This window comes from Desulfobulbus elongatus DSM 2908 (assembly GCF_000621145.1).
GTDB classification, from domain to species: Bacteria; Desulfobacterota; Desulfobulbia; order Desulfobulbales; family Desulfobulbaceae; genus Desulfobulbus; species Desulfobulbus elongatus.
Map to the genome: position 1 here is coordinate 37,771 of NZ_JHZB01000010.1, position 12,429 is coordinate 50,199.

Genomic DNA, 12,429 nt, shown 5'->3' on the forward strand with positions numbered 1-12,429 from the left:
ATAAATTGCCCCTTGCAGCATACCATCCGAAAACAGTGGACCTGGGCATGCCGGCGAAACGGTCAACACGGCGCTCGGCCGTTTGCATTGAATTTTCCGTATCAGTTGAGTATAGTTTTTTGCTTTTCATGTCGTCGCACTAGCGGAGCATGCGGACGGCAACTGACCGGCATGACCGAGGCTGCCTGAAGGCGGTCCTTTGCGCCCTGAACGGCAGGGCGCCCTTTTTTCCCCTTTTTCAACGTTCTTATTCCGAGCGGGAGACACTTTCATGGCTCACCATCTCTTTACCTCAGAATCGGTTTCCGAAGGGCATCCGGACAAGGTTGCCGACCAGATTTCCGACGCCATCCTTGACGCCATCCTCACCCAGGACAAACACGCCCGGGTCGCCTGCGAGAGCCTGGTCACCACCGGCATGGCCCTGATCGCCGGCGAGATCACCACCACCGCCTGGGTCGACATGCCCCAGATCGTCCGCGATACCATCCGCGAGATCGGCTACAATTCCTCGGACATGGGATTCGATTGGCGGTCGTGCGCGGTCCTGACCACCATCGACAAGCAGTCGCCCGACATCGCCCAGGGGGTCAACGAGGGCACGGGGCTCGACCTCGACCAGGGCGCCGGCGACCAGGGGCTGATGTTCGGCTACGCCTGCGACGAAACCAGCGTGCTGATGCCCATGCCCATCACCTACGCCCACGCCCTGACCAAACGGCAGGCCGAGGTGCGCAAGGCCGGCATCCTGCCCTGGCTGCGGCCCGATGCCAAGAGCCAGGTGACCATCGAGTACGTGGACAACGTGCCCCGTCGGGTCGAGGCGGTGGTGCTTTCCACCCAGCACAGCCCGGACGTCAGCTATGCCGACCTCAAGGCAGGGGTGATGGAGGAGATCATCAAGCCGGTGCTGCCGGCGGGCATGATCGACGCCAACACCAAGTACTTCATCAATCCCACCGGCCGATTTGTCATCGGCGGACCGGTCGGCGACTGCGGCGTCACCGGCCGCAAGATCATCGTCGATTCCTACGGCGGCCGCGGCTCGCACGGCGGCGGCGCCTTCTCCGGCAAGGACCCCTCCAAGGTCGACCGCTCCTCCTCCTACATGGGCCGCTATGTGGCCAAGAACATCGTGGCCGCCGGACTGGCCACCGAGGTCGAGGTGCAGGTCGCCTACGCCATCGGCATTTCCAAACCGGTATCGATCAACGTCAAGACCTTCGGAACCGGCAAAATTTCCGAGGAGCGGCTGGTGGAGATAGTCGGCCGGGTTTTCGATCTCCGGCCCAAGGCGATCATTCAGCAGTTGGACCTGCTGCGGCCGATCTATCACAAGACCGCGGCCTACGGCCATTTCGGGCGTGAGTTGCCCGAGTTCACCTGGGAGCGGACCGATAAGGTCGAGGCCCTGCGCGCAGCGGCCGGGATGTGATTGTTTGTTTGAATCAAAAACCGTTCCCTCTTCCCGAGGGAGCGCAGGAGAAACCATGACTGATTACAAAGTAGCCGATATGGGCCTGGCCGAATGGGGCCGGAAGGAAGTCGCCATCGCCGAGACCGAGATGCCCGGCCTGATGGCCCTGCGCGAGGAGTTCGGCAAGAGCAGGCCCCTGGCCGGCGCCCGCATCGCCGGTTGCCTGCACATGACCATCCAGACTGCGGTGCTGATGGAAACCCTGGTGCACCTGGGGGCGGAGTTGCGCTGGTCCTCGTGCAACATCTTCTCCACCCAGGACCACGCCGCCGCCGCCATGGCCGCGACCGGTATTCCCACCTTCGCCTGGAAGGGCGAGACCGAGGAGGAGTTCTGGCGGTGCATCGAGCAGACCATCTTCGGGCCGGACAACTGGCGGCCCAACATGATCCTCGACGACGGCGGCGACCTGACCCAGGTGATGCACGACAAGCATCCGGAACTGATGGCCGATATCCGCGGCATCTCCGAGGAGACCACCACCGGCGTGCACCGGCTCTACGAGATGACCAGGCAGGGCAAGCTGCTGGCCCCGGCCTTCAACGTCAACGATTCGGTGACCAAGTCCAAGTTCGACAATCTCTACGGCTGCCGGGAGTCGCTGATCGACGGCATCAAGCGGGCCACCGACGTGATGATCGCCGGCAAGATCGCGGTGGTCGTCGGCTACGGCGATGTCGGCAAGGGCTGCGCCCAGGCCCTGCGCGGCATGGGCGCGACGGTGCTCGTCACCGAGATCGATCCCATCTGCGCCCTGCAGGCCGCCATGGAGGGCTACCGGGTGGTGACCATGGACGAGGCCGCGCCCAGGGGCAACATCTTCGTCACCTGCACCGGCAATTTGCGGGTGATCACTAGGGCGCACATGGAGGCCATGCCGGATCAGGCCATTGTCTGCAATATCGGCCATTTCGACTCGGAGATCGATATCGCGGGCATCCGCAATCTGCCCTGGGAAAACATCAAGCCCCAGGTCGATCACGTCATTTTTCCGGACGGTAAGCGGCTGATCGTCCTGGCCGAGGGCCGCCTGGTCAACCTGGGCTGCGCCACCGGCCATCCCAGTTTCGTCATGAGCAATTCCTTCACCAATCAGGTGCTGGCCCAGATCGAGTTGTGGACCAACGGCCGGGCCTACGAAAACAAGGTCTACTTCCTGCCGAAAAAGCTCGACGAGAAGGTGGCCCGGCTCCATCTGGCCAAGATCGGGGTGCAGTTGACCTCGCTCACCCAAGAGCAGGCCGACTATATCGGCGTGGACGTCAACGGCCCGTTCAAGCCGGAGCATTACCGGTATTAGTGTTTTTCGAGGCGATGCGCACGTTCCGGGCAGGGTGAGGATTCACCCTGCCCTTTTTTGTGGGAGAGAGACAATGATGGACAGAGGGGCAATGACGGTGATCGGCGGCGGGCTGGCCGGGTGCGAGGCGGCCTGGCAGGCGGCGCAGCGGGGCGTGCGCGTGATCCTCTGCGAGATGAAGCCGCTGCGCTTCAGCCCGGCCCACGAGATGGTGCAGCTGGGCGAGTTGGTCTGCTCCAATTCGCTCCGCTCCAATGCCGTCGACTCCGCCGCCGGATTGCTGAAGGAGGAGATGCGGCTGCTGGATTCGCTGGTGATGCGCATTGCCGATCAGACCGCCGTGCCCGCCGGCAGTGCCTTGGCCGTGGACCGGCACCGGTTCGCCGCCCGGCTGACCGAGGCGATCGCATCGCATCCCCTGATCACGGTGCGGCGGGAGGAGGTCGGCCGCATTCCCGAGATGGCGGCCGGGCCGGTGGTCCTGGCGGCGGGACCGCTGCTCGCCGGTCCGCTGGCCGACCATCTGCGAGAATTGACCGGGGATGCACATCTCGCCTTTTACGACGCCATCGCCCCGATTGTCGACGCCGACAGCCTCGACCTGAAGGTGATCTACCGCAAATCCCGTTGGGACGAGGAGGGGCCGGGCGACTACCTCAACTGTCCCATGGACCGGGAACAGTACGCCCAGTTCGTGGAAGCGCTGGGCGCGGCCCAGACCGTGCCCCTGCATGCCTTCGAAAACCCAAAATATTTCGAGGGCTGCCTGCCCATCGAGGTGATGTGCGCCCGGGGGGCGGACACCCTCCGGTTCGGCCCGATGAAGCCGGTCGGCCTGGCCCATCCGGTCACCGGCGCGCTGCCGCATGCCGTGGTCCAGTTGCGGGCGGAAAACCGCGAGGGCACGGCCTACAATCTGGTGGGCTTCCAGACCAAGCTGACCTATCCCGAACAGTTGCGTATCTTCCGCACCATCCCCGGCCTGGAGCAGGCGGTTTTCCTCCGGCTGGGCTCCATCCACCGCAACACCTTCGTCTGCGCGCCGCGGGTGCTCGACGCCACCCTGCAGGTGCGCCAGTTGCCCGGCCTGTTCATCGCCGGGCAACTGTCCGGGGTCGAGGGCTACATCGAATCGGCGGCCATGGGGCTCTTGGCCGGCGGCAACGCCGCCCGCATCGTCCTCGGCCGGGAACCGATCATCCCGCCCGCCGCCACGGCCCATGGCGCCCTGATCGGCCATCTCACCAACTCCGATCCGGCCCACTTCCAACCGTCCAACGTCAACTTCGGCCTGTTTCCGCCGCTCATCGGACGAAAAATTCCCAAAAAAATGCGGGGCCGCATCCGGGCCGAGCAGGCCCTGGAACTGATCCGGCAATGGCGGCAGCGGTTTTCCGGGCAGGACTACGCTTCTTCCACAAATCCCCAATAGGGATAATCAAGCCGGTAAGAGGCGATTCGTCCCGGACTCTGCTCGCGGCTGGCCACCAGCCAGAGGTCGTTGCGGCGCTGTGCCGGCGGCGCGTCAGCAAAGGGGTCCCACTGGGGCAGGAACACCATGGCGTTGTCGGCGGAATAGCCGATGTCACCCGAGCCCTTGAACGAGCCGAGATGGGGCTGGCGGTCGAACTGGCCGTCGGGGTTCCGCGCCAGTTCGGAGATGACGAGAAAGGCGGCGCCCAGTTCGTCGCGGATCGCCTCCAGTTGGCGCAGCCAGCCGTCGATGCCGCTGCGCTTCTGGCTGATGTCCTTGAAGGGCAGTTTGTGCAGGCTGTCGATGACCACCACCGTGTAGTCGCTGTTGGTCTCGTGGCGGAGAAAATCGATGTGGCGCCGCATGGTTTCCGGCGAGAGCGTGCGGTCGTTGACCACCCGCAGCCAGGTGAGCAGGGTACGCAGCGTGTGCTCGGCCTGGACCAGCCGTTGCCGTTCGCCCGCGGGCAGGGCGGCATCCCTGATCCGGTCGATGGCGAGCCGGCCGAGCCGGCTGAGAATGCGGAGATAGATTTTCTGCCGGCCGTTTTCGAAGTCGTAGTAGAGGACCGGAATCTTCCGCAGGGCCATGTCCGAGGCGATCTGGATGAACAGGGCCGACTTGCCCGCCTTGGGCGTGCCGCCCATGATGTTGATGCCGTGGATGCCGGCCAGAGCCCGGTCCATGCGGGCGAAGCCGCCGGTCAGGTTGGCATAGGCCGTGCCGGACTCCTGGAGCAGGAGCTCGCGGAAGGTCTGAAACTCGCCGGCCGGGCTGGCAAAGGGCGAGAAGGCCCGCGCCTGTTGGAGCAGAGCAAAGACCTGCCGCTGAAACTGGGGGCCGCTCGCTATAGCCAACTGGGCAATGGAGCTGTTGCGGGCGGCCTGGTCCGGCCATCGGACGAGCCGCACCTTGTATCCGGTTCGGGTGGCGAAATTTTTGGCCATGGCCTCGGATTCGGCGGTGTGGTTGACCCAGAGGAAGATGGTCCGGATCCAGTGCAGCCGCCGGGGATCGAGATGGTCGAGGTCTGCAGCCGTGGGCACGGCGATCCCCGGCAGCCCCAGTTGCTTCAGCGGCAGCAGGTTATGTTCGCCTTCCACCAGAAAAAGGGTGCCGTTTTCGCAGTGCTCGATCTCCGGGGCATTGAACAGACGGAAGCGCTCGGCGGCAAACCGCTCGTCTCCGTGCCAGAAAAAATCTTCGGGCCGCTCCGGATGGACGCAGCGGGCCGCATAGCAGTTGCCATCGGCCTGGATGTAGGGATAGACCAAGTAGCGGCCGTTGTAGCCGACCCGCAACTCGGTCAAGACTTCGGGGGTTATCGCTGCCCTCTGGAGGCAATCGAGCGGCTCGCCGATCAGTTTGTCAGTGAATCCGGCCAGTTCATGGTTGATGTTTGCGGCCGGATAGTCGACTTCGCGGCCGAAATAGTCACGATCCGGATCGTATCCCGGCACCTCGGCCGGACTGATGGCGCCGGTTCGGGCGAAATGCAGGGGAAAGCCGCCGGGAACGCAACGGTTGCGGCAGCGGAAGTAGCCGTGGAAAAAACTTTCCGGATTGAGGTGGACGGTCAATGTCCCGGCCTGCTGTTTACCCTGGCCGAGACAGAAAGGGCAGGGCGCCTGTAACATGCCGTTCTGCAGGTGGGCTCCGGGAAGCTGGCGGAGATAGAATTCGGTGACGGCATCGGTCATGGCGACGGTCGAAGGCGAAGGTGGTCGAAGGGGCGGAGCGTCAGCCCAGGATGGTGTGCAACCCCTGCTGGTCCAGGGGATGGTCGAATTTGAGGTGCACGGAAAAAACCTTGCCCAGGACGTGGAACGGATGGACCCCGATCACCGTGCCCTTGAGGGTCAAGAACCGCTCCTTGCCGCCGACCGGCAGCTGGGTCTGCATCCGTCGGCCCAACAGCAGACGGGCGCTTTCCCGCCGGGAAAGGCTGACCAGGAAGGCCAGCCCACCCTGGGAGATATCGGCGGTTTCCGCGCGGAATCCGCGGCCGATCGGGGTGTTGCGATTGTCGACCGGATGCACCCGGATCGTGCGCGCCACGGTGAACCGCTGATCGTAGCGCCGTTCCAGCTTTTTCTTTTCAAGTATGGCGCTGATGGTATTGGCGGAAAGAAAATAGGCGTGCAGCCTGGCCCGCAATTCGGGCAACTGTTCCTGAAAGGCATCGAGCGCCGCTTGCTGAAGGACATGAATGCGCGCCGGCGTCAGCGAGGTCAGGGTGACGGTCCAGAAGGAGGGCGAGAAGAAATTGTCGCCGGCAATCTGGCCGCGGTTCAGGGTGGTGATGAACAACTCGCGGCCGTTGACCCGATGGGAGACCTTGACGCTGCCCTGGGCGATGAAGAAAAGGGTATCGTTCCTGTCCCCTTGGTTGACGATGGTTTCTTCCGGCCGGAATCTGCGTTCGTGCAAGGCGCGATATATGGCCTGAAATTCCCGGGTACCGAGCCGGTCGGCCAAGTCGGCCCAGATGGCGAGATCCTCCTTGCTGATTGCCTCCATTCTTTCCCCTTCGTTGCTTTCACCTGAACAAATGATCTCACCCACTGTTCGACAGTCGATTTCGTCGATGCGATTTTTGAGTCGTTCCACTGTGTTGAATACCGCTTCCCTGGCCTCGGCTGGATAGAATCTGCACGGAACCGCCTGTTCGTTCCCACGGATGGCGCCAGACCGCTCATGCACCTCGGAGAGAAGGTCGCTTTGCTGCGGCCGGCGGTGTGAGGGAAGAAGGCATGACGTCTCCGTCGTTACCGTGCGCCGGCGGGGCAGGCCAGACGGTTGTTCCGGATGCGCATCATGGGCGAAAGTCGTGAACGGAAAAGGGAACGGCAGGTCTTGGACGGTGGTAAAAGAGCGCGGCCAGGACGAAGCGGCTCAAAAAACGGTAGCATACTCCCCTGACCGAAGTCAAGGGCGGGCGTCCGTCCGCCGTCACGGAACCATCGAGGAGAAAAGGGCGAATGCCGTCATCCGATCCGCAGCAGGGCATGTTCCAGGAGGGTGCGGACAACGGCATGGACCGGCAGGCCCACCACGTTGCTGCACGATCCGGAGATGGAGCGCACCAGAAAGCTGCCGATCCCCTGGATGCCGTAGGCGCCGGCCTTGTCCATGGGCTCGCCGGAATCGACGTAGGCCCGGAGGACCGGTTCGGCGAAGGTGCCGAAGGTGACCTGCGTGGTGACGGTATCAATCTCGGCGATGTTCCGATTGACGGCCACAATGGCAAAGCCCGTGGTGACCTGATGGGTGCGGCCCTGCAGCGCGGTAAGCATGGCCAGGGCCTGTTTGCGGTTTTCGGGTTTGCCGAAAATACGGTCGTCGAGGGCGACCACCGTGTCGGCGCCGATGACGCAGGCCTCGGGATGGGCAGCGGCGACCGTCTTGGCCTTGGTTGTCGCCATCCGCCGGGCGAAGTCCTGGGGCGATTCATCCGGCATGCAGGTTTCGTCGATGGCGGCCGGCACGATGCTGAAGTCCAGACCGAGCCGGCTGAGATAGGTACGCCGCCGGGGCGAGGCCGAGGCGAGGATGAGCGGACAGCAGGCGGTGAACATGGCGATTATCGGCAAAAAATGGGGACAGCGTAATGGATGCGCTCGAGAAAGAGGCCGCAGGCGGGAGCGGTGGGGCCGGCGGCGGTACGATCCTGGGCGGCGAGCACCGCGGTCAGTTCTGCCGCCGGCCGCTTGCCCTGGCCGATCTCGATCAGCGTGCCGGCCAGGATACGGACCATCTGGCGGAGAAAGCCGTCTCCAGTGAAGCGAAGCGACCAGTGTTCAGCGCACCCCAGCACCGGCACGCAACTGGCCCTGGTGAGGGTACGGATGGCGCCGCGGCCGCAGGTTGCCTCCTTGTCCCGTGAGCCTGAACGCTCGAAGCTGGAAAAGTCGTGGGTGCCGATCAGGACGGCCAAGGCTGGCTGCAACCGTGCCAGAACAAAGGGGCCGGGGCAATGCGCCTGGTAGAGCCGGCTGCCGGGCAGCTGCACCGGACCGGTGCAGAAATCGTAGCGGTAGGTCTTGCCCAGGGCACTGAACCGGCTGTGAAAGTCCGGCGGGGCCTCTTCCGCCCCGAGAATGCGGATGTCCTTCGGTAGCAGGGCGTTGAGCCCTTTGGAAAAGGCCACCAGCGGGATGGCGGCCTCGGTGTGGAAATGGGCCACCATGCCCAGGGCATGCACGCCGGCATCGGTTCGGCCCGCCCCGTGCAGAGTGACCGGCTGCCGGCAGAGGCCGGCCAGACGGATTTCCAGTTCTTCCTGGATGGTCGGCTCGCCCTGCCGCTGCCGCTGCCAGCCGCGGTAGCCGCTGCCGTCGTAGGCGATCAGCAGTCGGATCGTGCGGCGCATCAGGGGAAGAACGGGGCTCCCAGCAGTCCCGCGGTCTCGGGGAACCCGCACATCAGATTCATGTTCTGGACCGCCTGGCCCGAGGCACCCTTGACGATGTTGTCGATGGCCGACATGACGATCAGCCGGCCGGTGCGTGCATCCCGGGCAGAGGACAGATCGCAGCAGTTGGAGCCGCGCACGTGCTGGGTGGCCGGCACAGTGCCGGCCGGCAGCACGCGCACAAAGGGCTCGTTGCCGTAGGTCTGTTCGTACAGGGCCTGCAAGTCGGCAGTCCTGCCCGCCTCGGTGAGCGTGGCGTAGATTGTGCTCAGAATGCCCCGGGAAATCGGCAGCAGGTGGGGGGTGAAGGAAACGGTCACCGGCGTGCCGGCGGCAAGGGACAGCTCTTGCTCGATTTCCGGAATATGCCGGTGCGCGCCGCCCACCTTGTACGGCCTGAAGCCGTCGGTCACCTCGCAGAACAGCGTGCCCACGCTGGCGGCGCGGCCCGCGCCCGAGGTGCCGGACTTGGAATCGATGATCAGGGTGGCCGGATCGATCAGGCCGGCGCGCAGCAGCGGCGTCACCGCCAGGATGACCGAGGTCGGGTAGCAGCCGGGGTTGGCGGTCAGCCGGGCGGTCCTGACCTGCGCGCGGTACAGTTCGGGCAGGCCGTAGACCGCCTCGCCGAGCAGGTGCGGACTGGTGTGCTCCTGATACCAGGCCTCGTACACCGTCGCGTCCCGGATGCGGAAATCGGCGCTCAAATCGACCACTTTTTTGCTGGCATCCAGCAGCCTGGGGACGATGTCCATGGCGGTCTTGTGCGGCACGGCGGTGAAAAAGAAGTCGGCCCGGTCGACTAGTTCCTCCGCCGACAGGTTCTCGCAGAGGAGATCCACTCGTTTGCGCAGGTTGGGGAACACTTCGGCCAGCGGCTTGCCCGCATACTGCCGGGAGGTGGCGACGGTGAGACGGATATCCGGATGACCGGCCAGAAGCCGGGCCAATTCAACTCCGGTATAACCGGAGGCGCCAACAATGCCGACTCGCATCATGATCGGTTTTCCTCGCTCTGGATGAGATTGAAGGGGAAGATGGACGGATTGTTAAAAAAAAAGGGAATAACGAAGCCTCGTTATTCCCTGGATGCGCAGTGATGCAGGAAGAAAATCGTCGCGACAGCTCCGTTGCCGGGCAATTAACGCTTGGAGAACTGGAAGCGGGCGCGAGCGCCACGCTGGCCGTATTTTTTCCGCTCCTTGGCGCGCTGGTCGCGGGTCAGCAGACCGGCCCGCTTCAACGGCAGGCGCATCTCCGGATCCAACTCCTGCAGCGCCCGGGCGATGCCGTGCACCAGCGCATCCACCTGGGCCGCCTTGCCGCCGCCCTTGACTGTGGCCAGGACGTCATACCGGTCGACGGTTTCGGTCACGGCAAAGGGTTTGGCCACCTTGGGCTCGAAGAAGATGTTGCCGAAATACTCGCGCATCTCCATTTTGTTGATGGCAACTTTGCCGCTGCCAGGGGTGATCCAGACTCTGGCGATTGCTGTTTTCCGTCTGCCGGTCGCGTATGTCTGCTCGGGGGCCATAGTTCAGTGCTCCGTTAATCAAATCTCGAGAAGTTCAGGCTGCTGGGCCTGATGGGGATGATCCTTGCCGGCGTATACTTTCAGTTTTTTCAACTGAGCACGACCGAGCTTGTTCTTGGGCAGCATGCCCCGGACCGCCATCCGGATCAGCTCTTCCGGTTTCTTGGCCAGGACTTCGCGGGCCGTCTCGGTTTTGATGCCGCCGGGATAGCCGGAATGATGATGATAGACCTTGTCGTCCCACTTGTTGCCGGTGAGATGAATCTTGTCCGCATTGACCACGATGACAAAGTCGCCGTTGTCCTGGAAGTTGCAGAAGGTCGGCTTGTGTTTGCCGCGCAGGCGATGGGCAATCTCGGCAGCTATGCGTCCGAGCACCTTGCCGTCGGCATCGGCCACATACCATTTGCGCTCAATTTCATTTACCGGCGTGTAGAAGGTCTTCATGCGCTGCGCCTCACCACTTGAAAAAAAAAGGCTCGAACAGAGGTCCGAACCTGGGAGTCTCTTGTGGAGCGGGAAACGAGATTCGAACTCGCGACTTCAACCTTGGCAAGGTTGCACTCTACCACTGAGTTATTCCCGCCCGTTATTCTTCATAACAGCGGCCGAACTTACCAAGTTTTCCGGGACCGTGTCAATAAAAAATTAAACCGGCAAACAAAAACCGGTTCGGGCGCGGAGAAAAACCGCAGCCGCGGGGCGGAGAACTGTTGCCAATCCTGCAAAAGAGGAATAGTATGCCGGTTAACTTGCTTATTATTCTGGGATTCTTCGCGGGGCGGGGCGAAGAATCCCGGCTGCCCGCATCGTCGGGTCTGGGATTCGCGGGCCGCAGCTTAAGCAAACCGGACCGGCAGACCAATCGAAGACGGCCGCAGGCCGATGAGGAACGAAACCATGACAGCAACCACCAGCCGGGCGGCATCCCTGCAACGGACCACCAAGGAGACCGATATCCGGATCGCGCTCGTTCTCGATGGCAGCGGCACTGTCGCCATTCAGACCGGCGTCGGTTTTCTGGATCATATGCTGACCCTGTTTGCGGTTCACGGTTTTTTCGATCTTGAGATCGCGGCGCGGGGCGATGCCGAAGTCGACGACCATCACACCGTCGAGGACGTGGGCATCTGCCTGGGCCAGGCCTTTGCCCAGGCCCTGGGCTACAAGGCGGGAATCTGCCGGTACGGCCATGCCTATGTGCCGATGGACGAAACCCTGGCACGGGTCTGCGTCGACTGCTCCAACCGGCCTTTTCTCCACTATCGGGTGGAGATCAGGGAAAACACGATCGGCCGCTTCGACGTGCCGCTGGCCAAGGAGTTTTTCCGCGCCCTGACGCTGCATGCCGGTTTGACCCTTCATGTCGACCTGCTCCATGGCGAAAACGGCCATCATATTCTCGAGGCGATTTTCAAGGCCCTGGGACGGGCGCTGGCCGCGGCCACGGCGCCCAATCCGCGGGTCAGCGGCCAGCTCTCGTCCAAGGGCATGCTCTGATTGATCGACAGCAAGATGGTTCGGCCGTTTATGCGGGTAACCGGGCTGGCCGATTTCGTGGCCAGCGTAATGAAAAGGAGAAACAGCGTGAAGACATTGGCACAGTTGCACATGGTGGTGGCGGTCTGTTGTTTGCTTGCCGCGGCGGGATGCGCGCAGAAGGATGAACTGGCGCCGGCCGCCAAGGGACCGGAAGTCGCGGTTTCGGGAATTGCCGTGCTGCCCGTGCGGCCGGTGGCCGACCTGGAGGAAAGTCCGTCGCTTGCCGATGAAAACATCCTCATAAGCGGCAGCCGGGTGTTGGACGGCCTGATGCAGGAGACACTGGCCGGCAAGGCCGGTGTCCATTTCGTTGCCGCTGCCCAGGCCGGCAAGGAGATGGCCGGCACCAATCTGGAAACGGCCCGGCGCATTGCCACCCAGCACGGCTGCAATGCCGTCCTGGAAACCACGCTCAGCCGCTACAGCGAGCGGGTCGGCGGCGATTACGGTGTCAAGCAGCCGGCCGCGGTCACTTTTGCCTACAAGTTATATGAGGTGGGAGAGGGGAGGATGCTGTGCCATGGCCGCTTCGACGAGCAGCAGCAGTCGCTGATGGAAAACCTGCTGGCCCTGCCCAAAACCCAGAGCCGGGGCCTGGTCTGGCTGACCGCCGAGGAACTGGCCCGCGACGGCTTGAAGGAAAAACTGGGAGAATGCCCCTATCTTGGGGGGAAATAACCGATTCGTC

Annotated in this window: 12 protein-coding genes and 1 tRNA gene; 5 read left to right on the plus strand and 8 right to left on the minus strand. The window is 63.3% G+C overall.

Annotated elements, in window-relative coordinates; genetic code table 11:
• Positions 1-271 precede the first annotated feature (271 nt).
• From metK to trmFO, 3 genes are all read left to right on the plus strand, one after another.
• Positions 272-1,435: a methionine adenosyltransferase gene (gene metK, locus Q362_RS0107210; RefSeq protein WP_028318135.1), complete on the plus strand. Its 1,164-nt coding sequence runs from the start codon at positions 272-274 to the stop codon at positions 1,433-1,435.
• A 55-nt stretch (positions 1,436-1,490) separates the two neighbouring features.
• Positions 1,491-2,777, plus strand: coding sequence for an adenosylhomocysteinase (gene ahcY / locus Q362_RS0107215; protein ID WP_028318136.1), 1,287 nt, complete (start codon positions 1,491-1,493; stop codon positions 2,775-2,777).
• A gap of 73 nt (positions 2,778-2,850) precedes the next feature.
• On the plus strand, positions 2,851-4,209 hold the full coding sequence (gene trmFO, locus Q362_RS19615) for a methylenetetrahydrofolate--tRNA-(uracil(54)-C(5))-methyltransferase (FADH(2)-oxidizing) TrmFO (RefSeq protein ID WP_051553851.1): 1,359 nt from the start codon (positions 2,851-2,853) through the stop codon (positions 4,207-4,209).
• On the opposite strand, the gene Q362_RS0107225 is transcribed toward trmFO, so the two are convergent.
• The 8 genes from Q362_RS0107225 to Q362_RS0107260 all read right to left on the minus strand — a co-directional run bounded on the left by Q362_RS0107225 (position 4,182) and on the right by Q362_RS0107260 (position 10,785).
• Positions 4,182-5,951 (minus strand): DnaB-like helicase C-terminal domain-containing protein, encoded by a 1,770-nt coding sequence (locus Q362_RS0107225; protein ID WP_028318137.1) that lies wholly within the window; start codon positions 5,949-5,951, stop codon positions 4,182-4,184. The genes trmFO and Q362_RS0107225 overlap by 28 nt on opposite strands.
• Before the next feature lie 40 nt (positions 5,952-5,991).
• Positions 5,992-6,771 (minus strand): cyclic nucleotide-binding domain-containing protein, encoded by a 780-nt coding sequence (locus tag Q362_RS0107230; RefSeq protein ID WP_028318138.1) that lies wholly within the window; start codon positions 6,769-6,771, stop codon positions 5,992-5,994.
• 467 nt (positions 6,772-7,238) lie between these two features.
• Positions 7,239-7,829, minus strand: coding sequence for a Maf family protein (locus Q362_RS0107235; RefSeq protein ID WP_028318139.1), 591 nt, complete (start codon positions 7,827-7,829; stop codon positions 7,239-7,241).
• Between the two features lie 5 nt (positions 7,830-7,834).
• Positions 7,835-8,623: a tRNA pseudouridine(38-40) synthase TruA gene (gene truA / locus Q362_RS0107240; protein ID WP_028318140.1), complete on the minus strand. Its 789-nt coding sequence runs from the start codon at positions 8,621-8,623 to the stop codon at positions 7,835-7,837.
• Positions 8,623-9,663, minus strand: a complete 1,041-nt coding sequence (argC, locus tag Q362_RS0107245; RefSeq protein ID WP_028318141.1) for an N-acetyl-gamma-glutamyl-phosphate reductase — start codon at positions 9,661-9,663, stop codon at positions 8,623-8,625. Before argC ends, truA begins: the two co-directional genes overlap by 1 nt.
• A gap of 143 nt (positions 9,664-9,806) precedes the next feature.
• Positions 9,807-10,199: a 30S ribosomal protein S9 gene (gene rpsI, locus Q362_RS0107250; protein WP_028318142.1), complete on the minus strand. Its 393-nt coding sequence runs from the start codon at positions 10,197-10,199 to the stop codon at positions 9,807-9,809.
• Positions 10,200-10,217: 18 nt separating this feature from the next.
• Positions 10,218-10,646, minus strand: coding sequence for a 50S ribosomal protein L13 (rplM, locus tag Q362_RS0107255; RefSeq protein ID WP_028318143.1), 429 nt, complete (start codon positions 10,644-10,646; stop codon positions 10,218-10,220).
• A gap of 64 nt (positions 10,647-10,710) precedes the next feature.
• A tRNA-Gly gene (locus Q362_RS0107260) sits at positions 10,711-10,785 on the minus strand.
• A gap of 314 nt (positions 10,786-11,099) precedes the next feature.
• Here Q362_RS0107260 and hisB point away from each other — a divergent pair.
• Positions 11,100-11,699 (plus strand): imidazoleglycerol-phosphate dehydratase HisB, encoded by a 600-nt coding sequence (gene hisB / locus Q362_RS0107265; protein WP_028318144.1) that lies wholly within the window; start codon positions 11,100-11,102, stop codon positions 11,697-11,699.
• 87 nt (positions 11,700-11,786) lie between these two features.
• Complete coding sequence (locus tag Q362_RS22140; protein ID WP_157469947.1) at positions 11,787-12,419, plus strand: hypothetical protein; 633 nt, start codon at positions 11,787-11,789, stop codon at positions 12,417-12,419.
• The last annotated feature ends 10 nt before the right edge of the window (positions 12,420-12,429 follow it).

What these genes read in the sequence shown, in the direction of transcription:
- metK (WP_028318135.1), top strand. Translation starts at nt 272, where the DNA reads ATGGCTCACCATCTCTTTACCTCAGAATCGGTTTCCGAAGGGCATCCG.
- ahcY (WP_028318136.1), top strand. Translation starts at nt 1,491, where the DNA reads ATGACTGATTACAAAGTAGCCGATATGGGCCTGGCCGAATGGGGCCGG.
- trmFO (WP_051553851.1), top strand. Translation starts at nt 2,851, where the DNA reads ATGATGGACAGAGGGGCAATGACGGTGATCGGCGGCGGGCTGGCCGGG.
- Q362_RS0107225 (WP_028318137.1), bottom strand. Translation starts at nt 5,951, where the DNA reads ATGACCGATGCCGTCACCGAATTCTATCTCCGCCAGCTTCCCGGAGCC.
- Q362_RS0107230 (WP_028318138.1), bottom strand. Translation starts at nt 6,771, where the DNA reads ATGGAGGCAATCAGCAAGGAGGATCTCGCCATCTGGGCCGACTTGGCC.
- Q362_RS0107235 (WP_028318139.1), bottom strand. Translation starts at nt 7,829, where the DNA reads ATGTTCACCGCCTGCTGTCCGCTCATCCTCGCCTCGGCCTCGCCCCGG.
- truA (WP_028318140.1), bottom strand. Translation starts at nt 8,623, where the DNA reads ATGCGCCGCACGATCCGACTGCTGATCGCCTACGACGGCAGCGGCTAC.
- argC (WP_028318141.1), bottom strand. Translation starts at nt 9,663, where the DNA reads ATGATGCGAGTCGGCATTGTTGGCGCCTCCGGTTATACCGGAGTTGAA.
- rpsI (WP_028318142.1), bottom strand. Translation starts at nt 10,199, where the DNA reads ATGGCCCCCGAGCAGACATACGCGACCGGCAGACGGAAAACAGCAATC.
- rplM (WP_028318143.1), bottom strand. Translation starts at nt 10,646, where the DNA reads ATGAAGACCTTCTACACGCCGGTAAATGAAATTGAGCGCAAATGGTAT.
- hisB (WP_028318144.1), top strand. Translation starts at nt 11,100, where the DNA reads ATGACAGCAACCACCAGCCGGGCGGCATCCCTGCAACGGACCACCAAG.